We start from the raw sequence: 22,314 nt of genomic DNA, 5'->3' as shown, positions 1-22,314 counted from the left end.
GGCCGACCCGCAGGGGGTCGGCCGGCCGCTGTTCGCGTCCGGCGGCGCGGGGCGCGCCGCCGGCGGGGTCACTTCTTGTACTGGCCCGCCTTCAGCCACACCTTGGAGAGGTTGAAGCCGCAGGTGTTGCCGTCCTCGCAGGAGATCCTGACCTGGTTGGTCCCCTTGTTGAGGTGCATGTAGGCGTAGGTGTTGGTCCAGCCGTGCTCCCAGTCGCCCTCCTTGGCGTGGGCGAAGTTGCCCATGTTCAGGGAGGTGTCGCGGGCCTGCCCGTCGACGGTGAGCGTGGCGTCGGCGTCCTTGCCCGGCACGCCGTAGTCCACGAACATCGTGTACATGCCGGCCTTGGGCACGTCGAAGGTCCAGGTCGCGCCGTCGCCGGGCTGGCTGATGCCGCCGACGTAGGTGTGGTTGGCGGAGGTGGCGCCGGGGACGTCGCTGGCGGTGGCCGCGTTGCCCTCCAGGCGCATGGAGCCCGCGTCCACGCTCGGCAGGTTCTCCATCGCCTTCGAGCCCTTGGACTGCTTGGCCCCACCCCCCTGGGAGGCTCCCGCGGTGGGCGTCGGCTTCTGGTCCGCGGCCTGGCCGCCGGAGTCGCCGTCGCTCTGGGTGAGCATGGCCACACCGATGCCGATGCAGACCACCACGACCACGGCGATCGCGCCGATCAGCAGGCCGTTGCGGCCGCGCCCGCCGCCGCCCTGCCGGCCGCCGCCGCCCTGCGGGGCGCCGTGTCCGCCCCGGTCGCCGCCGGGCAGGGTCTCGGGCGCCGCGTAGTGGGGGTTCTGGCCACCGGGCGCCGGCTGCTGCCGACCGTAGGAGGGCTGGGCGGTCTGCGTGCCGTACTGCCGCTGGCCGACGGCGCGGACCTGGTTGTACGAGGTGCGGGGCACGCCCGGCTGCCGCGGCGCCGCACCGTCGCCCGCCGCACCCTGGGCGCCGCCCTCACCGCCCTCCGAGCGGTAGAGATAGGCGAACGGGTCGTCGTTCTCCGGTGTGCCCGCGCCGTTGTTGCCGGCCGTCATTCCGTGTCACTCCTTCGGCGATCGGTTGCGCGGCGCGGTGTGCGCCAGGGCGAAGCTTCTCGTGGCTGGTCTGGGGGTTGTGGGCGGCGGCCCGCTGCGAGGCCGGGCGGGCCGGACGGACCTCGTCCGGCCGCGGTGGGTGCCGTGGGGCAGCCGCACCCCCGAGGATGCCGCCTGGCGACGTCGTCCCGCGCCGGGCGACACCGCGCCGCATCGGCGCAGCCTACCCCGTCGCGGCGTGCGGACACCGGGTGCGCGAGCTCACGGAACCGCCACAGGTCGGTGAACGGCAGGGGTCGCCCGGCGCGGTCCGCCGCCTCCGGCCCGGGTACGGCAGGCCGGCACGCTCATCCCACCCCCCGGCTCATCTTCGAGCGCCGCTTCTCCACGTACATGCGCTGGTCGGCGGATTCCAGCACCGCCTCCGCCGACATCCCGCAGGTCGCCCACCCGATCCCGAAGCTCGCGCCCACCCGCACGGCACGGCCGTCCACCCGGATGGGCGGGGTGATGGCGTTGCGCAGCCGCGCCGCGAGGTCCTCGGCCTCGCCGGGGCCGAGCCCGTCGGCGAGCACCACGAACTCGTCGCCGCCCAGCCGGGCGACGGTGTCGCCGTCGCGCACCCCGCCCGTCAGGCGGCGGGCCACCTCGATGAGGACGGCGTCACCGGTGTGGTGCCCGAACCGGTCGTTGATCGACTTGAAGCCGTCCAGGTCGCAGAAGAGGACCGCCAGCCCCTTCGCCCCGTCCGAGGCCGGTCCCTTCGAGGGCGCGACGACGTGCGCGTGCTCGTGGCCGGAGCCGGTGGCCGGCGGGAAGGGAGAGGCCGTGGGGTCGGCGCCGAAGGCGGCCCCCGGGTAGGCCGGGGTGCCGCGGTGTCCGGTCGCGCTCCCCGCCGGGACGCCGGACGGGCCGGGCGCCCGGTGCCGGCCGCCGAGGAAGGCGGGGAGCCCGTCCTCGCCCAGCGCCCAGGCGGGCACCTCTCCGCCGTACCGTCCGGAGCGGTCGGCGAACGCCTCGCTCCAGGGCTCGGAGGGTTCGGGGAGGCCGTCCGCACCGGGGTGGCGGTCGCTGTGGCCGTGCCCCGGGTCGCTGCCTGCGGTGGTGGCCGCGGGGGTGGCCGGGCCGGAGGGGTGGGGCAGGGCGCCGGAGGCGGTGAGGGGGTCGCCGGGGCTGTGGCCCTCCGCCCCGACGGGGTCCTCCTCGGGGAGGCGGGAGCATATCCGGGCGCTGAGGCGGGCCCGCAGCTCCGCGCCGTTGGGCAGTCCCGTCAGCGCGTCGTGGCTCGCGCGGTGGGCGAGCTGCAGCTCGTGCCGCTTGCGCTCCTCGATGTCCTCGACGTGGGTGAGGAGGAAGAGCGGGCCGTCTCCGGTGTCGACGATCACCGAGTGGCGCATGCTGACCCAGACCAGGCTGCCGTCGCGCCGCACCATCCGCAGCTCGGCCCGGCCGCCCTCCGCCGCCGTGCGGTCCAGGGCCTCCAGGTCGTCGGGGTGGACGAGGTCGGCGAAGGAGAGCCGCTGGATGGAGCCGGCGGGCCGCCCCAGCAGACGGCACAGCGCGTCGTTGGTGCGCAGCAGCCTGCCGTGCTCCACGCCGTCCAGCTCGGTGATGGCCATGCCGCTCGGGGCGTACTCGAAGGCCTGCCGGAAGCTCTCCTCACTGGCCCGCAGCGCCTGCTGCTCCCGCTCCAGCCGGACGAGGGCGCGCTGCATGTTGGAGCGCAGCCGGGCGTTGGTGATGGCTATGGCGGCCTGGTGGGCGTAGGTGCTCAGGGCCTCCTGCGCCCAGGGGCCGGGGCGGCGCCAGCTGGCAGGGCGGTCGACGGAGAGAACGCCGAGGAGCTCGCCGCCGGGGGCGGGCTCGTGGAGGGGCGCGAAGAGGCGGTCGTCGGGGTGCCACTCGTCGGGGAAGCGGGGCTCGGGGCCGGCCTGGCGCCACTGCGGCACGTCGTCGTCGTCGAGCACCCAGCCCTCGGTGTGGGGGACGAAGCGGAGGTCCCCCCAGCGCTCGCCCATCTTCAGGCGCCTGTCCCAGGCGGCACGCGAGCCGACGCGTCCGGCCATGAGGGCCTCGGCGTTCTTGTCGCCGGCGAGTGCCGCGACGACGAGGTCACCGTCGGGCCGCACCAGGTTCACCGCGGCCATCTCGTAGCCCAGGCCCCGCACCGCGCCGTCCGCGACCGCCTGGACGGTGTCGGGGAGGCTGCGGGCGGTGTTGAGGTCGGCGATCACCTTGTGTAGCTGCCGGAGGGCCGCAAGACGGACATATGGCTCCGACTCGGTCTCCATGTTCCGCGCTCCCCGAGACCTCGACAGCAACTCCAGCATTTCGGTCTTTCGGTTTCCCCTCGCCACTGAATCACAGTGAGCTGTGCAGGCGGGCACACAGGGTCAACAAAACAGTCCTGCTGTGACTCATGTCATACGGTCGGACCGGTAATCGGGAGCCTCACGCGGGTAACCCCGCCGATCCCTCAACTCCTGAACACGCCTCCTCCACAACGTCCTTGGCGTCTTCAGAGGTCGTCACCGGTCTTGCGACCCAGGTCTCTCTCGGTCCTGCGCCCGATGCGGCCGGTGGACCGGCGGGCTAGCGTTCCGGACGTGTTCCACGACTCCGCCACCCAGCCCCCGCCCGCGCCCCGACCGACTGCCGTACCGCATGCTGGTGGGGTGAGTGAAGACGAGTTCCGCGCCGCCATGGCCCGGCTCGCGGCCGGGGTCGTCCTGGTCACCGCGCACGACGTGGAGGACGGCCCGGCCGGCGAGGACGTCGGCATGACCGCCACCTCCTTCCTCTCCGTCTCGCTCGACCCGCCGCTGGTGATGGTGAGCGTGCGCGAGGGGTCCCGGATGGACGACCTGCTGGCGGAGCAGCCGCTGTGGGCGGCCTCGGTGCTGACCGCCGGGCAGCGGCAGATCGCCGGCCGCTTCGCCATGAAGGGCCGCATCAGCGACCGCCTCCTCTTCGCCGACCTGCCCGTCCGGCGCGGTGGGCACAGCGGTGCACCGCTCGTCGAGGGCGCGCTGGCGACGCTGGAGTGCCGCACCGAGCAGCGGGTCACCGCGGGCGACCACACTCTGGTGATCGGCCGTGTGCTGGCCACGACCACGGCCACCACCAAGGACGGCCCCCTGGCCTACTTCCGGGGCTCCTACCGGCACCTGGCCTGACCCGGCCCACGGGAGCCGGCCGCTGGGGCCCGGGCCGGCGGCGTGCCGCGGGCGCCCGCCCCCGGCCCCGTGGCGTCTGCGCCTCAGGTCCAGCCGCGCCCCGAACGGCCGCGTTTGGTCTCGGCCCGCTGCTTCTTCTCCCGTAGGCGGCGTTCGTTGACGCCGCGGGGCGTGCGGGTGGGACGGCGAGCCTTGGGGGGCGGCGCGGTGGCCTCCGCCAGCAGGGACGCCATGCGGGTGGCCGCCATCTCGCGGTTGCGCCACTGCGAGCGGTGCTCGGAGGCGCGCACCGCCACCACCCCGCCCTCCAGCAGCCGGCCGCGCGCGGCGAGCCAGGCCAGTGCCCTCTCCCGCCACACCTCGGGGAGGGCCTGGGTGGCGGCCAGGTCGAAGCGCAACTCGACCTGGGTGTCGGAGGTGTTGACGTGCTGCCCGCCGGGCCCGGAGGAGCGCGAGAAGCGCCAGAGGAGTTCGGACTCCGGGAGGCAGACCGATCCTCGGATGACATGGCGACCGGACATACCCCCATGATCTCTCGTCCACCGGCCGTCGTCATCCGCGTTTCCAGGGCGGCCGGGCCGCAGCCGGCCACGGCGCGGGCGGTGCGGCTCCCCGTGCGGCACGGCGCCACCACGTCCGCCGGCCCGGACCCCCCGCGCCGGGCCCGACGGGGCTGCGGGGCGCCCGCGGCGCCGGCAGGCCGGTACATCCGGAACCACCCGGTCCCCTGCCGACGTTGTGGTGGTTGACGGTAGCTTCGTCACCGTCGCGCCATACGGGGCGACACCGCGTCACCAAGGCACGAGAACCGAGGAAAGGGACTTCCCATGGCTGTGAGCCTGTCCAAGGGCGGCAACGTCTCGCTGACGAAGGAGGCGCCGGGGCTGACCGCCGTCACCGTCGGGCTCGGCTGGGACGTCCGCACCACCACCGGCACCGACTTCGACCTGGACGCGAGCGCCATCGCCGTGACCTCGGCCGGCAAGGTCTACTCCGACCAGCACTTCGTCTTCTTCAACAACAAGGCGACCCCGGACCAGACGATCGTCCACACCGGCGACAACGTCACCGGTCAGGGCGAGGGCGACGACGAGCAGATCAACGTCAACCTGGCGGGGCTGCCCGCCGAGATCGACAAGATCGTCTTCCCGGTGTCGATCTACGACGCCGACAACCGGAGCCAGAACTTCGGCCAGGTCCGCAACGCCTTCATCCGCATCGTCAACCAGGCGGGCGGGTCCGAGATCGCCCGGTACGACCTGAGCGAGGACGCGGCCACCGAGACCGCCATGGTCTTCGGTGAGCTGTACCGCAACGGCGCGGAGTGGAAGTTCCGCGCGGTGGGCCAGGGTTACGCCTCCGGCCTGGCGGGCATCGCCCAGGACTTCGGCGTCAACGTCTGACCTCCGCTCGACGGCCGCCTGCCCCGTGCGCGGGGCGGGCGGCCGTCGCACGTCCCGGCCCCGGGCGGCAGCCCCGGACGGTCAGGTGCGGGGGGCGGATCAGGCGGGGGCGAGGTCGGTTCCGGCGGCGCCCGTGCCGGTCATCCGGCGGGCCAGGTCGACGATGCCGGCGCGCAGCTCCTCACCGCGCATTCCGCCCTCGCCGCCGGGTTCCGTTCCGAGGATGAGACCGGTGATCTGCGGGAAGGCCGAGGGCAGGATGGCGATGCCGAGCAGGGCGAGCAGAGTGCCCGCCGCCCGGCCGTCGGCCCACGGCCCCAGGGCGTCGGCGAGGACACCCACCATCTCCTGGTAGCGGGCGGTGCGTTCCCGGGCGGCGGGGAGCGCCGCAGTGCCGAAGTGCAGTGCCTCCCACATCATCAGGCGGAGCAGTTCGGGGTTGCGCTGGTGGAGGTCGTGGATGCGGCCGGCGTACTCGCCCAGGTCCCCGGACGGGGGGCCGAGCAGTTCGGCGTGTTCGCGCAGCGTCTCGGAGACCACCGCCTCGAAGAGCTTCTCCTTGTTGCCGAAGTGGCCGTAGATCCGTTCCTTGCTGACGCCCGCCTGCTCGGCGATGCGGGCGACGCGGGCGCCCCCCATGCCGTGCGCGGCGAACTCCACGCGGGCGGCGGCCAGCAGACGGCTGCGGACTCCCACAAGTGCATCACTACCGGTCATGACACGATCCTACATAGCCAACCAGACGGTTGGCTGGCTACCTTGCGTGCATCGCCCCGGCCTCCCCGGCGGGGGCGGTGCGGTCGCCTGCCGCGCCCCGGGAAGGGCCCGGCGGGCGGCGCGGACGGTGTTCACGGAAGGGAAGTCACGCATGGACGCAGGGGTTTGGGTGACCGGGCTGGGCGCGACCACGCCGCTCGGCGGTGACGTCGGGTCGACCTGGTCGGCGATGCTCGCCGGCGAGTCCGGGGTCGAGGTGCTCACGGACGACTGGGCGGCCCCGCTCCCGTCCCGCCTCGGGGCCCGCCTCCGCGTGGACCCGGCGACGGTGCTGCCGCGCACCGAGGCCCGGCGCCTGGACCGCTGTGAGCAGACCGCGCTGGTGGCCGCCCGGGAGGCGTGGGCCGACGCGGGGCGGCCGGAGGTGGACCCGGAACGGCTGGCCGTGGTGGTGGGCACCGGAGTCGGCGGCGTCCTGTCCCTGCTCGGGCAGGACGACGTGCTGGAGGCGGCGGGCCCCCGCAAGGTCTCGCCGCACACGGTGCCGATGCTGATGCCCAACGGCCCGGCGGCCTGGGTGAGCATCGACCTCGGGGCCCGCGGCGGGGTGCACACCCCCGTCAGCGCCTGCGCCTCCGGGGCCGAGGCGCTCGCCACGGCCCTGGACCTGATCCGGCTGGGCCGGGCCGACGTGGTGGTCGCCGGAGGCACCGAGGCCTGTCTGCACGCGCTGCCGCTCGCCGGCTTCGGGCAGATGACGGCGCTGTCCACCGCCCACGGCGACCCCCGGGGCGCCTCCCGCCCGTTCGACGCGGGCCGTGACGGCTTCGTGCTGGGCGAGGGCGCCGCCGTGCTGGTGCTGGAACGCGCCGGCTTCGCCCGGGCCCGGCAGGCCCGGGCGCACGCGGCCCTGGCGGGGGCGGGTGTGACCTCCAGCGCCGGACACATCACGGCCTCCGACCCCGCGGGGCAGGCCCGGGCGATGCGCGCCGCGCTGGCCGCGGGCGGCCTGGACGCCGCCGACGTGGGCCTCGTGCAGGCGCACGCCACCTCCACGCCCCAGGGCGACCTCGCGGAGGCGAAGGCCGTCGCCGAGGCGCTCGGCACCCGTCCCGCGGTCACCGCTGTCAAGTCGATGACCGGCCACCTGCTGGGCGCCTCCGGTGCGCTCGGCGCGGTGGCCGCCGTGCTGTCCCTGCGCGAGGGCGTCACGCCCGCGATCCGCAACCTGGACCGGCCGGACCCGGCGATCGACCTCGACCTGGTCTCCGGTGCCCCGCGCCGGGGCGACTGGGGCGCAGCTGTGGTCAACGCCTTCGGCTTCGGCGGGCACAACGTCTCGCTCGCCCTCACCACCGCCTGAGCCCGGGGGCCGCCGGCCCGGTCCGGGGCCCGCCTCCGCGTCGGCGCGGCCACCGGGAGCGGCCTGCGGGAACCGCCGCGGGGGGCGAGGGGTCGCCTGCCGAGCGGTTCCGGCCGGTGGGTGTGCGGGGCGGCCCCGGGAGGCGTGCGGGGCGTTCCGCCCGGGCGGGGCCGTGACACCATCGAGGGGTGATCGACCTCGGCTACTCCCTCTCCCCGCGCTTCCCGGACCCGCCGCAGACGGACTACCGCACCGCGGACGTCCGGGCGCTGCGCCACGACCTGTTCAGCGGGGACGTGTACCTGGCCGACACCGAGTCCGACCGCGAGTTGTCCACAGCCTGGGGATGGGTGCCCGTGCTGGACTTCGCGTGGGCGCTGTGCGACATCGTCGAGCGGCTGGACCGGGACCCGCTGGGCAGCCGGTCCTCGCGGACGCACTACGCCGAGCTGGACTTCACCGAGTCCGCGGACCGGTTGCTCTTCGCCCGCCGCTTCGGCTGGGTCGACGTGAGCGCCGACTGGTCCCCCGCCGGCGAGGAGCCCCTGACCTTCGGCCACGCGGCGCTGCGCCGCGAGGCCCGCGACTTCCTGCACGACCTGGTCGCCGATCTCACCGACATGCACGAGGGACTCGGCGACAACCCGCTGGTGTGGGACCTGCTGGTCCGCCACCCGCGGGTCTGAGCCGGCCACCGCCTACTCCACCAGCACCCCCAGCTGCGCCGCGAACGCCGGCGCGAGTTCCATGAGCTGATCGGTGCGGATCACCGCTCCGGCCAGCCGGTCGATGCCGCGGGTCACCTCCAGGCGGCTCGCTCCCCGCAGGTCGACGTCGGTCAGCCGGGCGCCGGTGAGGTCGGCGCGCTCCAGCGTGCAGCGGTCGAAGGAGACGCGCTCCAGCACGGCGTCCATGAGGTCGACCTCCTGCAGGACGCAGTCCTCGAAGGCGACGTCCCGCAGCCTGGCGCCCCGCAGGTTCAGGAAGTCGAGCTTCCCGCCGCGGACCACCACCCGCTCCAGCACCGCACCCCACGCCCGTGCCCCGCCCAGCCGGGCGTCCACCACCTCGACGTCCCGCAGGGTGGCCTCGCTCAGGTCGGTGCCCACGCCCCGCACCCCTTCCAGCACGCTGTCGACGAACCGGGCCCGCGTCAGCTCCGTCTCGTCCAGGGCGCACCGGCGCAGGGCGCAGTCCAGGAACCGGGCGCCGAGGCCGGACTGGGCGGAGAGGTCGGCGTCGGCGAACTCCTCGCCGTCGTGGTCCCCCTCCACCGACAGCCCGGCGGCCGGGGCCGGCCTCAGCTCCGGCAGCCGCACCTGTGGCCGCTGCACCCGCCTGACCGGGCCGTTCGCCTTCCGCTGTGCCGCCATCCGTGCCCTGTCCGTCCCGGCGCCGCCCCTCCCCCGGTCGCCGCGCCGGGAAGCACCCGCCGCCCGCTGCCGGAGGGGCCGCCGCCCCGTCTGCGTCCTGCCGTCCCGGCCATCATGGCGTACCCCACCGACAGCGGGACGCGGCGAGCACCGCGGTCCGCCGCCGCGTAAGGCACCACCGGCCTCGTCACCGGCCCGTACGACGGTTCCCGTGCGCCAAGGGCCACCGGCCCGGGCGACGGCTTCCCCGTGCGCGAAGCGCCACCGGCCCGGGCGACGGCTCCCGGCGCCCGCCTCGGCGAGGGCTGCTCAGGCGGGGAACCAGTCGACCATCCCGCCGAAGGTCCGGCCGGGCTCGTCCGCGGCGGAGAACCAGTCGGTCTCGCCGTGCCGCCACTCGAACCGGCGGTACCGCAGGCCGATCTCCTCGACGAGGTCCGAGGCCAGCCGGGACGCCTCGTACAGGTCCTGGTCGGGCGTCTGCGAGCTGGCGGCCACGATCAGCCCGCGCACCTCGGCCGAGTGGCCGTAGCGGAAGTCGCCGGCGGTCAGCAGGTGGGGATCGGTGTGCACCGCCTCGCCGTTGTTGCGGCCCAGCCGGCGGTGGGTGGCCGCCTTGGCAGCCGCTCGGGGCAGGTACTGCCGGGCGTCCTCGCCGACGGTGACGGCGGCCATGACGGCCTCCGCGTGCGGCACCCACGCGTCGGCCGTGGGGTCCAGGACGACGAAGCCCATGGCCGGCCGCGGGTAGGGGCCGCGCGGCGCCTGCCCGGCGGCGGCGCGGTGGTTCTCCCGGATGCTGGCGGCACGCCGCGCCCCGAGCTCGGACAGCAGGTCGGAGAAGTCACCGTCCCCGAGCAGGTGCGGGTAGGGGTTCCGGCGCACGGCCACCCGCACCCGGAGCCCCTCGTCCGCGTCGCGGCCCGCACCCCCGTGGTGAGCTCCGCCCGCACCGAGTGCCTCGCCCCCGCCGAGAACATCGTCCGTTTTCCGGGGTGTGTTCACTTCTCACCTTCGCATTCGTCATCGCGTCATTCGCACTACTCGGGAGTTCCCTTGCAGGGCAATTCGGTCACGTGCGACACAGGTGTCGCCAACGCGCCACCAAACCGCGGATGCTAACCCCTTTTCCTCACACCCGGGCAGCCGTGGAGATCTTTTCTTCGCTTTCCTGACACCCCCGGAGGCGGAACGTCCCTTTCCGTTTGCTGCACCACCCACCACTCGGAGAACCACCCGTCACATCAACCCGGTTGACCGCGCCCGGCACCGGCCGTAGGTTCTTGGTCCAGACCAACTCCGGTGCGGTTCGGGGCTTCCCGTCCGGCACCGGTGATCACCATGCCATTCAACGGGGGAGGCATTCAGGTCCTCTTCCGTCATGCCCGCGAAGAGAGGACCCTTCCGTGACCACCGAGGTCATCACCGATGTCGCAGAGAAGTTTCTTACCGACGGCTTCGCGGCTGTCGGAGAGGTGATCTCACCTGACGACCTGGAGACGTACCGGAATATCTACGACCGCCTGCTCAGCGGCGACATCGAGACCGGGGACAAGAGGTCCGACCTCGGCTCCCACGTGCCGCGCCGGGAAGGCGTGCGGGAGAACATCACCCAGATCATGTGGCCGTCCGCGCTGCACCCGCCGCTGCGCGACCTCCCCCTGCACGACACCGCCCTGCGGATCGCCCGCGAACTCATCGGCGCCGACGCCGAGCTCGACTTCGACATGATGATCCACAAGGCGCCGCACACCGCCGTCCCCACCCCCTGGCACCAGGACGCCGCCTACTGGGTCGACATGCCCGACCACCGGGCCGTCTCCCTCTGGGTGGCCCTGGACGACGCCACCGTCGACAACGGCTGCATGTGGTACGTCAAGGGCTCGCACCGGCAGCCGCTCCGCCCCCACCGGCCGACCAGCGACGGCAAGAACATCGAGTGCGACTGCTCCGAACAGGAGCCCGGCGCCACCGCGGTGCCGCTCACCGCCGGCCAGGCCGTCGCCCACTCCGGCTCGACCCTGCACTCCTCCCGGGGCAACACCACCGACGGCACCCGGCGGGCGTACATCCTCAACTACCGCCCCGCGGCCATGATCCGGCTGGAGCGGGAGCAGGGCGCCGACCACGGCCTGAAGGAGAACGTGCGGCAGGTCCGCAACTCCGAGGCCGGCGAGGCCTGACGACGTCCCGGGCCACCCGCGGCGCCGGCACGCGCCGCCGAGGAGCCCGCCCACGACAGTGCAGCACCCGGTCGGCCGCAGGCGCCGCCCGGTGGTGATCGGCCGAGAAGAGGAAACGTTGAGCTCCGTCACCCTGACCGGTGCCGTCATGACGCACCCCCGAAGGACGCAGGCCGCCGAGGCGCTCGCGGCCACCGACCCCGCGGGCCGCATCCGCGTGGTCACCGACCCCGACCCCAGCGGCCCCCCGACGGCCCTGCGCACCGCCGACCCGTCCTGGAGCTGCGTCGGCGAGGACGCGACCCACCACCTCGTCCTCCAGGACGACGTACTGCCGGCCGAGGGCTTCTTCGCCTACGTGGAGAAGGTCGCCGCCGCCGTGCCGGACGAGGCGGTCGCCTTCTACGAGGGCTGGGAGGGTCGCAACAGCGGTGTCGTGCGCCTGGGAGCGCTGACCGGCGCTCAGTGGGCGTACGCCGTCGACGAGCACGTCCCCTCCCTCGCGCTGATGCTCCCCGCCCACGCGGCCCGCGGCTACGCCGCCTTCGCCGCCGCGCACGGCGGGGGCTGGCCCTACGACGTCGTCATACAGCGGTACCTGGCCTCCCTGGGCATCCCGGTACGGCTCGCCGTTCCCAGCACCGTCGACCACGACGACGTACCGAGCATCGCCGGAAACAGCACCCACGGGTGGCGGCGGGCGACCTTCTACAGCGCCCGTGCCGAGGCCCCCTCGACGTACGACTGCGCCACTTTCCCCGTCGTCCCCTTCTACCAGTACGGCGAGGCCAAGTGTGCCGTCCGGTACGGCGGCGAGGTGGAGTACACCGAGACCGAGCGGCACCTGCGGCGCATCGGCCTCGCGGAGAGCTCCCGCCGGGCCTACGAGGCGACGGCCCGCCCCGGCCTCCCCGAAGAGGTCTGCCACCAGGTGTGGCTGACCGGCTTCGCCACCGGGGCGGCCGTCGAGGACCTCAAGGCCCCCGACCCGGACCCCGCCGTGCTCGCCGCCGTCATGGAGTCGCTCGGCCCGGGCGGCCTGTGCGAGGACTACACCGGAACCGAGCTGCAGACGATGATCCCCCTCGTCCGCGACCTGGCCACTGCGGCGTTCACCGCCGGCCGCGCCGCCCACCGCGCACAGGCCGGCGCCCAGCTCTCCCGCCCGGCCGCCACCCTCGCCGTCACGGGCGGGGACGCCGCCTTCGGCAGCCGGCTCGCCCGGCTCCTGGAGGACGCCGACTGCGGCGCGGCCTACCTGGCGGACCTGGGTCAGGCCGACCCGCGCCCCACCACGGTCGTGCACCTGGGCGACCCCGCCACCCCCGGCACCCTGGCCGAGACCCTGGCGAAGGCCGGCCGCGCCGGCGTCCACCGCCTGGTCTACCTCGGCTCGGCCGCCGTCTACCGGGGCTGTGCGGAGAGCGAGTGCACCGAGGCCGCGCCGGCCACGGCCCCCGCCGACCCGGTGGCCCGTGCCTGGTGGGACGAGGAGGAGGAGTGCCGCGCCTGGGGACGGTCCACCGGTGCGACAGTGCAGGTCCTGCGGCTCACGGAGGTCGTCGGCCCGCACGCACCGCGGGACGGCGTCCTCGCCGAGTGGATGCACCTGGCCTGGACGCGCCGCGCCATGCACCTGGTGAGCGGACGACGCCACCAGCTCCTGGACCACCGGGACCTGGCGACCGCCCTGGCCACGCTGGTGTCCCGCCCGGCCCTGTCGCCGGTCTACAACGTGTCCTCGGCCGGCTTCACCGAGGGGACGCTGGCCGAGCTGGTCACCACGGTCGCCCGCCGCACTCCGTGGGAGCCCGCGGCCACGCCCGGGCCGGACCGGCCGCTGGTCTCCACCGGCCTCCTGACCGCCGAGACCGGCTGGCGTCCGACGGCCGACCTCACGCAGGGCGCCCGCGCCCAGGCACAGTGGCTGGCCTGCGACACCCACGGCGCCGAGGCGAACGCGTACGCGCCACCCGGTCGTGGCTGAGGGGCTGCGGGCCACGGCACCCGGGACGGCCGCGGGCCTGTGGAACGGGCCCTACCGGGTCGCCGTCGCCTCCTTCGCGACGGTCATGTTCCTCACCGGGTTCGCCGCCCTCGCGGTCGTCCCGACGCTGCCCACCGCCGCCGCAGAACTGGACGGCGTGGCCCTCTACCCGCTGGTGGCCTGCTGCTTCGTCGCGGCGAGCCTGCTGGGCGGCATCCTGGGCGGCGACTGGGCGGACCGCGCCGGCGCCCACCGGCCCCTGGCGGCGGCCACCCTGCTGGCGGTGGTCACCCTGCTGGTCTCGGCAACCAGCACCAGCGTCTGGCAGTTGGCGGTCGGACGGTTCCTCGACGGCGTGTCCGGCGGCATGGTGGCGGTCTGCCTCAACACCGCCATCGGCCAGCTCCTGCCCGAGAACCTGCGTCCGCGGGCCCTGGCACTGATGAGCACCTGCTGGGTGGTCCCCTCCCTCGCGGGACCACCGCTGGCGGGGCTCGTCGCCGAGTGGTGGTCCTGGCGCGGGGTCTTCTACGGCCTCGCCGCCCTCACCGTCGTCCCCGCCCTCGTCACCGTCCGGGTCCTGCGCCGCCACGCCTGGCACACCTCGCCCCCGGCCACCGCCCGCCGCCGCCCGCCCCTCGCCGTCGCGGTCGTGGTCAGCGTCGCCGCCGCACTCGGGCAGTACGGGGTGGCCGACTGGGACCTGCACCACCTGCCCTTCGCCGTGGTGGGCATGGCCCTGCTGCTCGGCTACGCGCCCCGCATCCTGCCGCCCGGCACCTGGAAGGCGGCGCGCGGCCTGCCCGTCACCGTGCTGCTCAGGGGCTTCGCCTCCGGCGTCTACTTCACCCTGGAGGCGTTCGTCCCGCTCCTCCTCATCACCGGCCACCGGGCGTCCCCGGTGTTCGTGGGCTTCGTCTTCACCGCCGCTGCCGTCGCCTGGGCCGCGTCCTCCTGGGTCCAGGGCCACTGGCTGCACGGCCGGCCGCGCCACCACCTCGTGGTCGCCGGCGCCTGCCTGCTGGCCGTCGCGGTCCTCCTGGCGGCCGGTGGAACGCTCCTGGACACCCCCGCCGTGCTCCCGGCCTCCGCCATGGTGGCCGCCGCGCTCGGCATGGGCCTCCTCGCCCCGTCCCTCACCGTGCTCTCCCTGGCCCACAGTCCCAGCGACCAGCAGGGCCAGGCGAGCAGCGCGATGCAGACGGCCCAGAACCTCGGACAGGTGATCGCGGTCGCGCTCGCCTCCGCGGCACTCAACGCCGGCGTGGCCGCCGGCGGCTCCGACCCCGTCAACCACACCGTTTCCCTGAGCCTGCTCCTGCTGCCGGCCGTCGGCGCGGCCCTCCTCGGGCCGCGCACCGCAACCGTCGCACCCCAGCCGTCCCGGGAACAACCATCCCCAGTGGAGAGGAACCAAGATGCCTAACGACCTCGTGGTCATCGGCCTGGGATACGTAGGGCTCCCACTCGCCCGGGAGGCCTGCCGTGCGGGCCTGCGCGTCACCGGCCTGGACCGCAGCCCCGAGGTGGTGGCCCGGCTCGGTGCCGGCGTCTCCCACGTCGACGACGTCGCCGACGAGGACGTCGCCGCGATGCTGACGGCAGGCTTCACGGCCACCACGGACAGCGGGGCCATCGCCCACGCCTCGACCGTCGTGGTCTGCGTCCCCACCCCCCTCTCCGCCTCCGGCGGACCGGACCTGCACATGGTCGAGGACGCCTGCCGCACCATCGCCGGCCACCTGACCGCCGGCACCCTGGTCGTGCTGGAGTCCACGACCTACCCCGGCACGACCGACGAGGTGGTCCGGGAGATCCTGGAGCGCTCGGGCCTCACCGCGGGAGCCGACTTCCACCTCGCCTTCTCCCCGGAGCGCGTCGACCCCGGCAACCAGGACTACGGCGTCCACAACACCCCGAAGATCGTCGGCGGTTTCACCCCGCACTGCACCGAGGCCGCCGCCGCCTTCTACGGCCGGTTCGTCGAAACCGTGGTCCGAGCCCGCAGCGCACGCGAGGCCGAGATGGCCAAACTCATCGAGAACACCTACCGCCACGTCAACATCGCCCTGGTCAACGAGATGGCGATCTTCTGCCACGAACTCGGCATCGACCTGTGGGACGCCATCTCCTGCGCGGCCACCAAACCCTTCGGCTTCCAGGCGTTCCGGCCCGGCCCGGGCGTCGGCGGACACTGCATACCGATCGACCCCAACTACCTCGCCCACAAGGTGCGCACCCTCGGCTACCCCTTCCGCATGGTCGAGTTGGCGCAGGAGATCAACACCCGCATGCCGCGGTACGTCGTGGAGCGCGCCCAACAGCTCCTGGACCGCAGCGGCAAGACCCTAACCGGCTCCCGCGTGCTGCTGCTCGGCGTCACCTACAAGGCCGACATCTCCGACCAGCGCGAGACCTCCGCACGCCCCGTCGCCAAGCGCCTCCTCGGCCTCGGCGCCCAGGTGCTCTTCCACGACCCGCACGTCACCGGGTGGGAGGTGGACGGCCGGCCCGTCCCGGCAGCCCCCGACCCCGTCGAACAGGCCGCCGCCGACGCCGACCTCGTCATCCTCCTCCAGGCCCACAGCGCCTACGACGTGGACCGCATCGCCGAACACGCGCGGCTGCTGCTGGACACGCGAGGGGTCGCCCTGCCGGAGAAGCACGTCGAAAGGCTGTGAGCGCGGGGCGTCACCGGGGCCGTAGCCGGGGGCGGCGCGGGGCCCCCGGCGGCGGTGACGGAACGGGGCCCCCGGCAGCGGCGGCGCGGGGCCCCCGGCGGCGGTGACCGAGCGGGGCCCCCGGCAGCGGCGGCGCGGGCGGCGGGTGCCGGGGGAGGTGGCCTCCCCCGGTCCGACTCCGCGTCCTGTGGGAGACGTGTCGCCACAAGTGGCTTTACCTCCGGTTGGCAGAGCATTGGTTGAGTCCCTACTCACCCACACGGTCTGGTGTCCGTGTGGGCGCGTACCGTCACCGCGCCCGTCACAGAAGGGGGATGCGGGGGATGGCGATCGAACTGCCTGAAGTGGTGGTGTCGTTCCTTCAGTTCATCGGGGTGAACTGGCCGGACGTCAACGAGGACAAGGTGCGCGAGTTCGGGCAGCACGTGCGGGACTTCGCGGACAAGGTGGACGACACCCACAAGGACTCGACCGCGAGCGTCAAGCAGCTCGCGGACGTCTACCAGGGGGCGTCCTACGAGGCGCTCCTGTCCAAGTGGGGGCAGCTGTCCGACTCGCACATGCAGGAGCTGGTCAACGCCTGCCACACCGTGGCGACCGCCCTGGACCTGGCGGCCGACACGATCGTGGCGATGAAGCTGGAGGCGATCGGCGAACTCGTCGCACTGGCCGTGACGTTCATAGCCGACCAGGCCGCGGCGGTGGCCACGTTGGGAGCGGCGGAGGCGGCTGAGGCGCTGGTGATCGCTGCGGCGAAGAAGCTGACGAAGTTCCTGGAAGAGCAGTTGGAGCATTACATCATCGGCCAGGTGATCGAGGCGGCGATCAACCCGCTGGCGGAGACGGTGGGCCGCGCGGTCAGCGGCATGGTCTTCCAGGCCGCCGAGTCGGCGCTGGGCGTCTCAGCCGGAGGTGGCGGGGGCGCCGGCCAGCAGTTCTCCATAGACCCCGAAGCGCTCCACGCCCGCTCCGAGGTCTTCCACCGCCACGCGCAGAAGATCGTGGCGCACACCGAGGAGTTCCAGGGCCGGATGGCGACGGTGAGCTTCGCGTGAGCAACCGCATCGTGAAGGCGCTGGAGGACGGTGCCGAGAAGGTCGGCAAGACCATCGCCAAGGACGCCGGCAAGGCGATCCAGGACCTCTACCACTCGGCCGGCAACCGGCTGAAGACGGTGGCGAAGAACCACGCGGAGGCTGATGCCAAGCACGCCGCCGAACTGAAGAAGATCCTCGGCGGGGCGGACAAGGACGTGCCCAAGTCACCCCACCTCGGCGGTGGCCGAGGGGGAAGCGGCGGGGGCGGGGCAGCCGGCTCCCGGGCCCGGCAGGCCGTCAACGGCGACGAAGGACTGCGCAACACCGGACGCGACTTCGACTGCAAGAAGCTCGGCCTCGAACCGGTCGACCTGGCCACCGGCCGCATGATCCTGCCCGCCACCGACATCACCCTGCCCGGTGCGCCGCCGCTGGTCTTCTCCCGCACCTTCGAGTCGTCCTACCGCGCCGGCGGCTGGTTCGGTCCGACCTGGGCCAGTACCGCCGACCAGCGGCTGGAGATCGACTCCGAGGGCGTCATCGTCGTCGGCCGCGACGGGCAGCTGCTGGCCTACCCGCACCCGGACGAGGACGGCACCCCCGTCCTCCCCGCCACCGGCTCACGCCGGACCCTTCAGCGCACGCAGGACGGCGACTACATCCTGACCGACCCGGCCGACGGGACCCGCTGGTACTACACCCCACGGGGCGAGCACCGGGCCCTGCTGGACGAGATCTCCGACGTCCACGGCAACCACATCACCTTCGACCATGACCAGGAGAGCGGGGCGCCCACCGCCATCACACACAGCGGCGGCTACCGCCTCCTGCTCACCACGGACGCCGAAATCGGGCGCATCACCGCTCTGCACCTCGCCGGCGCCGCCGAGGACGGCACCGACCAGCTGCTGCGCACCTACGCCTACGACGAGGCCGGCAACCTCACCACCGTCACCAAGGCCACCGGCGCACCGCTGCACTTCGGTTACGACGCCGAGGGCCGCATCACCTCCTGGACCGACAGCAACGACAGCCACTTCTCCTTCGCCTACGACGAGAAGGACCGCTGCACCAGCCAGGGCGGCGCCGCCGGGCACCTCCGCGCCCGGCTCCAGTTCGGCGAGCGCGACCCCGAGACCGGGCTGCGCACCACCGTCACCTTCGACAGCTTCGACGCCCGCACCGTCCACCACGTCGACGACGACCTCAACGTCGTCGCCGTCACCGACCCGACCGGCGCCACCACCCGCACCACCTACGACCGCCACGACCAGGTCACCTCGGTCACCGACCCGCTCGGCAACACCACGCGGTACGCCTACGACGAGGCCGGACGCCTGCTGAGCGTCACGCTTCCGGACGGGTCCACGGTGGTTACGGAGTACGACGAGGACGGGCATCCTGTCGCCACCTCGGGGCCTGACGGCACACGCTGGCTACGGGAGTACGACGAGCACGGCAACCTGACCGCCGTGATCGACCCGGCGGGCGCCGCCACCCGGTACGGGTACGACGCGCGCGGCAACCTCGCCACGGTCACCGACCCGCTCGGCAACACCAGCCACCTCACCTGCGACCGAGCCGGTCTCCCGTTGACCGTCACGGACCCCTTGGGCAACCGGACGGTCCTCGAACGGGACGCGTTCGGACGGGTGGTCGCCAGCACCGACCCGACCGGCGCCGGCACACGCTTCACCTGGACGCCCGAGGGCCAACCGGCCACCCGGACAGATCCCCTGGGGGCAACCGAGAGCTGGACCTATGACGGGGAAGGCAACCGCCTCAGCCACACCGACGCCGTCGGCCGGACGACCCACTTCGAGTACACCCACTTCGACCTGCTCGCCGCCCGCACCGACCCCGACGGCACCCGCTACGAGTTCACCCACGACTCCGAGCTGCGGCTGACCCGGGTCACCAACCCGCAGGGGCTCACCTGGGACTACGGGTTCGACGCGGTGGGACGCCTGATATCGGAGTCCGACTTCGACGGCCGGGTCTTGTCCTACGCCCACGACCGGGCAGGGCGGCTCGTCTCTCGCACCAACCTGCTGGGCGAGACGAGGACGATCACCTACGACGTCCTCGGCCAGGTCATCGACAAGAACGCCGCCGGCAAGATCACGACCTACGACTACGACGAATCCGGCCGACTGCGTTCGGTGGCCTGCCCGGACGCGCGCGTGGAGTACGGATACGACCGGCTGGGCCGGCAGACGTCCGAGACCGTGAACGGCAGGACGCTGCACCGCACCTTCGACGCTCTGGGGCGCGTCACCGCGCGTACCACCCCCACGGGCCACCGCACCGAGTACGCCTACGACGCCGCCGGCAACCGCATCTCGCTCACCGCCGCCGGCCGCACCCTGGCCTCCACGCACGACGCGGCCGGCCGCGAGACGGTCCGGACCTTCGGCGCGGGCGTCACGCTGGCCCAGGTCTGGGACCCGGCCGGCCGGCTCACCTCCCAGGCCCTCCTCGGCGTCCCCGACCCGGAGGCCGAGGCCCGCCAGGCAGGTCCCCACCTTCTGCAGGAGCGCGCCTACGGCTACCGTGCGGACGGCAACCTCGTCTCCCTGCACGACCGGTTGGCGGGATCGACACGCACCTTCGTACTCGACCGCGTCGGCCGGGTGACCGGCGTGCAGGCCGAGGGCTGGACGGAGACCTACGCCTACGACACCGCCGGCAACCAGGCACACGCCGACTGGCCCGCCAAGCACCCGGGCTCGGCGGCCCGCGGCGAACGTGCCTACGAGGGAACGCGAATAACCCGAGCCGGAAACGTCCGGTACGAGTACGACGCCCTGGGCCGCACCACCCTGCGGCAGAAGACCCGCCTGTCGCGGAAGCCGGAGACCTGGCGCTACACGTGGGACCCGGAGGATCGCCTGACATCGGTGACCACGCCGGACGGGACGGTGTGGCGGTACCTGTACGACCCGTTGGGGCGGCGAGTGGCGAAGCTGCGCATGGGCGTAAAAGGTGCCGACTCGGAGGAGCAGGAGGTCGTCGAGCGCACCGACTTCACCTGGGACGGGGTGACCGTCACCGAACAGGTGACCCGAGGGGAAGGCACCGCCCCTGCCGTCGCGCTCACTTGGGACTACGACGGGCTGGCGCCTGTTGCTCAGACCGAGCGGAAGATCCCCGGTGAGGTGGACGGCACTTCTGATCTCGCGGTGGGCCTGAAGAGCGCACGGCCGTCATCTGTCACCGCTTTCGAAGGCGTCCCCTTCGTTGCCGTGAGCACGCCGGTTTCTCAGAACACAGCGGCGGCGCATGCGCGCCCGGGGCGAACAGCGGAGGGAAGCAACGAAGCTTTCGCGCACCGGCCAGAGGCAGCGGAGGAGCTGGTAGACGCCCTGCAGGACGAGGTGGACGAACGCTTCTTCGCCATCGTTACCGACCTCATCGGCACCCCCACCGAACTCGTCACCGAATCAGGCGACATCGCTTGGCACACTCGCGCCACCCTATGGGGCACCACCACCTGGAACCGCGATGCCACCGCCTACACGCCACTACGCTTTCCGGGGCAGTACTTCGACGCCGAGACGGAGCTGCATTACAACTACTTCCGGTACTACGAGCCGGGGGCGGGAAGGTATCTTTCAGCGGATCCGCTGGGGTTGCCCCCCGCCCCCAATCCCGCAACCTACGTACACAATCCCCTCGCCCTGAGCGACTCGTGCGGACTGGCTCCCGAATGTCATGACGCGCAACCCGCCGAACCTAAACCATCCACTCTTTTTCACTACACCAACGAGAAAAGACTGGAACAAATATTGGACAGCAACGAACTGTGGGCTTCCACCAAAAACAACAACCCTAAGGATGCTCGCTTCGGAGATGGCCAATATCTTTCTGACATAAAACCCGGAGACAAACGCCCCGGACAACTCTCGTACGCTTTTCTGCGCACGCCGCGGGGGTGGCACAAGTTCACCCACTTCATCGAAATCGACGTCTCCGACCTGGAAGTGCTGCAGGGCACCGAAAGGAGAGATGTTTTCCTCATCCCAGGAGATCGACCTTTGGATCTCACTGGCCGCATCATCCGGCACGGGAAGAACTGACCATGCAGTACTGGAAAGTGCTCTGGCACCATGAATTCACAGAAGAGCCGATTGCGATCTACTCGGAGATCGGCGAAGATGGTTACGAGACGCGAAAAGTCGAGCGATTTCGTGACGGACGATGGGGCTGGGCCAGTGAACATGCATCCTCGGCCCCGACCGAGCTCGGAGAGATTCCACTCGGCTCCATCGAAGACTTTCAAAATGAACCGGAATTCTCAGCTTTCGTCATCACCGAAGAGGAATTCGAGGCGGTATGGCGCGACACAGTCAAGTGACTTGCACCGCTTTAACAACCCCCTCGGCCCCCACCAACCGGCGACGCACATGAGCACCCGAGGATGAAAACGCTTTCGTTCCACGGAGACGGAGCAGATCACCTGCGGCACAGATGCGCCCGAGGAAGCCGCGGCTCCCCGAGGGGTCGCGGCTCGGCGAAGCATCTGGTCGAGGCGGAGCGGCATGCAACGTTCCAGAACAACGTTCCAGAACCTCGAAGCGCCGGCTCTACGTAGCCGAAACCGCCGCAGCATCCTGAGGGGGGTAAAGCAGAATCAAAACCCCTTCCAATTCACTCAGCGCCTCATAGATGAGCTTTCGGACTTCGATCCATTCCAAGCCACCATTGCCACACCCCAGGGCGGGAATCGCAACAGATTGCATTCGGTAGTCCCTGATCGCCTTCACCAGGGAGCGAAGTCCCGCTTCGACATCTGCCGACTTGGACCGAGAACGCCAGTGCCCCTTGGTCGGGAAATTTACGATGTAACGCCGCGGACCCGGCCTGGCAGAGTCATAAACGAGGACATCACCCAGCGCAAGCGACTCACGTTCACACGCCGACTTGTAGAAGCGATAATTTTCGGGGAATGCCCGCTTGAACTGCAGAGCGACACCCTTCCCCATGACGCCGACGGTGTTGACGGCATTCACCAAAGCCTCAGCTTCAGCATCCAGGAGATCCCCGCGCACCTCTTCGATCATGAGGGTTTTCCTCGCCTTCCCGCCACTTGCAGCTGCACTCACCGATAGTACTACTCGCACTGAGCTCCTGCACCGGCCTGATTCTTTACCCCTGGAAGCTGCCGATATACGGTATGCCGCACTTCATGAAGTTGGGCCCAGCCATTACCGGGCTGCTTCACTCGCCCACTCAGGGTCTTTGAGAAGTGCCAAGGTGGGATGGTTTCACCCGTTGAGTTCCGGATATGACGGCTTGTCGACTTCTGTCGGAGGCGACCCTGGACGCAGAACAGGCATGGCCGCTGGTGATCATGTGGGTGTCGAGTC

Annotated in this window: 18 protein-coding genes; 11 read left to right on the top strand and 7 right to left on the bottom strand. The window is 72.2% G+C overall.

What is annotated here, in order from left to right; genetic code table 11:
- Positions 1–68 precede the first annotated feature (68 nt).
- Together ACFV3R_RS15580 and ACFV3R_RS15575 are read right to left on the bottom strand one after the other, a co-directional pair.
- Positions 69–1,025 (bottom strand): carbohydrate-binding protein, encoded by a 957-nt coding sequence (locus tag ACFV3R_RS15580; protein WP_385581775.1) that lies wholly within the window; start codon positions 1,023–1,025, stop codon positions 69–71.
- Positions 1,026–1,372: 347 nt separating this feature from the next.
- On the bottom strand, positions 1,373–3,316 hold the full coding sequence (locus tag ACFV3R_RS15575) for a diguanylate cyclase domain-containing protein (RefSeq protein WP_385581773.1): 1,944 nt from the start codon (positions 3,314–3,316) through the stop codon (positions 1,373–1,375).
- A gap of 384 nt (positions 3,317–3,700) precedes the next feature.
- On the opposite strand from ACFV3R_RS15575, the gene ACFV3R_RS15570 reads away from it, so the two are divergent.
- Positions 3,701–4,201, top strand: coding sequence for a flavin reductase family protein (locus ACFV3R_RS15570; RefSeq protein ID WP_385581770.1), 501 nt, complete (start codon positions 3,701–3,703; stop codon positions 4,199–4,201).
- An 83-nt stretch (positions 4,202–4,284) separates the two neighbouring features.
- Here the strand turns inward: ACFV3R_RS15570 and arfB are convergent, their stop codons facing one another.
- Complete coding sequence (arfB, locus tag ACFV3R_RS15565) at positions 4,285–4,722, bottom strand: alternative ribosome rescue aminoacyl-tRNA hydrolase ArfB (RefSeq protein ID WP_385581767.1); 438 nt, start codon at positions 4,720–4,722, stop codon at positions 4,285–4,287.
- Positions 4,723–5,028: 306 nt separating this feature from the next.
- Between arfB and ACFV3R_RS15560 the strand changes: the two genes are divergently transcribed.
- Entirely contained in the window at positions 5,029–5,604 is a 576-nt protein-coding gene (locus ACFV3R_RS15560) for a TerD family protein (protein ID WP_385581764.1), read from the top strand.
- Between the two features lie 99 nt (positions 5,605–5,703).
- On the opposite strand, the gene ACFV3R_RS15555 is transcribed toward ACFV3R_RS15560, so the two are convergent.
- Positions 5,704–6,321: a TetR/AcrR family transcriptional regulator gene (locus ACFV3R_RS15555; RefSeq protein ID WP_385581762.1), complete on the bottom strand. Its 618-nt coding sequence runs from the start codon at positions 6,319–6,321 to the stop codon at positions 5,704–5,706.
- Positions 6,322–6,472: 151 nt separating this feature from the next.
- Here ACFV3R_RS15555 and ACFV3R_RS15550 point away from each other — a divergent pair, with 151 nt between their 5' ends.
- Entirely contained in the window at positions 6,473–7,684 is a 1,212-nt protein-coding gene (locus ACFV3R_RS15550; RefSeq protein ID WP_385581759.1) for a beta-ketoacyl-[acyl-carrier-protein] synthase family protein, read from the top strand.
- A gap of 188 nt (positions 7,685–7,872) precedes the next feature.
- Complete coding sequence (locus tag ACFV3R_RS15545) at positions 7,873–8,370, top strand: hypothetical protein (protein WP_385581756.1); 498 nt, start codon at positions 7,873–7,875, stop codon at positions 8,368–8,370.
- Between the two features lie 12 nt (positions 8,371–8,382).
- On the opposite strand, the gene ACFV3R_RS15540 is transcribed toward ACFV3R_RS15545, so the two are convergent.
- Together ACFV3R_RS15540 and ACFV3R_RS15535 are read right to left on the bottom strand one after the other, a co-directional pair.
- Positions 8,383–9,057, bottom strand: a complete 675-nt coding sequence (locus ACFV3R_RS15540) for a pentapeptide repeat-containing protein (protein WP_385581753.1) — start codon at positions 9,055–9,057, stop codon at positions 8,383–8,385.
- A gap of 309 nt (positions 9,058–9,366) precedes the next feature.
- The gene (locus ACFV3R_RS15535) at positions 9,367–10,062 is read right to left on the bottom strand and encodes a hypothetical protein (protein ID WP_385581750.1); all 696 of its coding nucleotides are present in this window, start codon (positions 10,060–10,062) and stop codon (positions 9,367–9,369) included.
- 401 nt (positions 10,063–10,463) lie between these two features.
- On the opposite strand from ACFV3R_RS15535, the gene ACFV3R_RS15530 reads away from it, so the two are divergent.
- The 7 genes from ACFV3R_RS15530 (at position 10,464) to ACFV3R_RS15500 (ending at position 21,302) form a co-directional block, all read left to right on the top strand.
- Positions 10,464–11,240, top strand: a complete 777-nt coding sequence (locus ACFV3R_RS15530; protein WP_385581747.1) for a phytanoyl-CoA dioxygenase family protein — start codon at positions 10,464–10,466, stop codon at positions 11,238–11,240.
- Between the two features lie 118 nt (positions 11,241–11,358).
- On the top strand, positions 11,359–13,227 hold the full coding sequence (locus tag ACFV3R_RS15525; RefSeq protein ID WP_385581744.1) for an NAD-dependent epimerase/dehydratase family protein: 1,869 nt from the start codon (positions 11,359–11,361) through the stop codon (positions 13,225–13,227).
- On the top strand, positions 13,220–14,653 hold the full coding sequence (locus ACFV3R_RS15520) for an MFS transporter (RefSeq protein WP_385581741.1): 1,434 nt from the start codon (positions 13,220–13,222) through the stop codon (positions 14,651–14,653). Before ACFV3R_RS15525 ends, ACFV3R_RS15520 begins: the two co-directional genes overlap by 8 nt.
- A complete protein-coding gene (locus tag ACFV3R_RS15515) occupies positions 14,646–15,908 on the top strand; it encodes a nucleotide sugar dehydrogenase (protein ID WP_385581739.1) in 1,263 nt (420 codons plus the stop codon). The genes ACFV3R_RS15520 and ACFV3R_RS15515 overlap by 8 nt, the downstream gene beginning before the upstream one ends.
- Positions 15,909–16,231: 323 nt before the next feature.
- On the top strand, positions 16,232–16,963 hold the full coding sequence (locus ACFV3R_RS15510; RefSeq protein WP_385581736.1) for a WXG100 family type VII secretion target: 732 nt from the start codon (positions 16,232–16,234) through the stop codon (positions 16,961–16,963).
- The gene (locus ACFV3R_RS15505) at positions 16,960–21,024 is read left to right on the top strand and encodes an HYD1 signature containing ADP-ribosyltransferase family protein (protein ID WP_385581734.1); all 4,065 of its coding nucleotides are present in this window, start codon (positions 16,960–16,962) and stop codon (positions 21,022–21,024) included. Before ACFV3R_RS15510 ends, ACFV3R_RS15505 begins: the two co-directional genes overlap by 4 nt.
- Before the next feature lie 2 nt (positions 21,025–21,026).
- The gene (locus ACFV3R_RS15500) at positions 21,027–21,302 is read left to right on the top strand and encodes a DUF6881 domain-containing protein (RefSeq protein WP_385581731.1); all 276 of its coding nucleotides are present in this window, start codon (positions 21,027–21,029) and stop codon (positions 21,300–21,302) included.
- Positions 21,303–21,531: 229 nt separating this feature from the next.
- Here the strand turns inward: ACFV3R_RS15500 and ACFV3R_RS15495 are convergent, their stop codons facing one another.
- The gene (locus tag ACFV3R_RS15495) at positions 21,532–22,008 is read right to left on the bottom strand and encodes a macro domain-containing protein (protein ID WP_385581728.1); all 477 of its coding nucleotides are present in this window, start codon (positions 22,006–22,008) and stop codon (positions 21,532–21,534) included.
- Between the last annotated feature and the right edge of the window lie 306 nt (positions 22,009–22,314).

This window comes from Streptomyces sp. NPDC059740 (assembly GCF_042733155.1).
In the GTDB taxonomy this organism is placed as follows: domain Bacteria; phylum Actinomycetota; class Actinomycetes; order Streptomycetales; family Streptomycetaceae; genus Streptomyces.
Note: the sequence above shows the minus strand (reverse complement) of the source record. Positions and strands in the feature narration are given on the sequence as shown.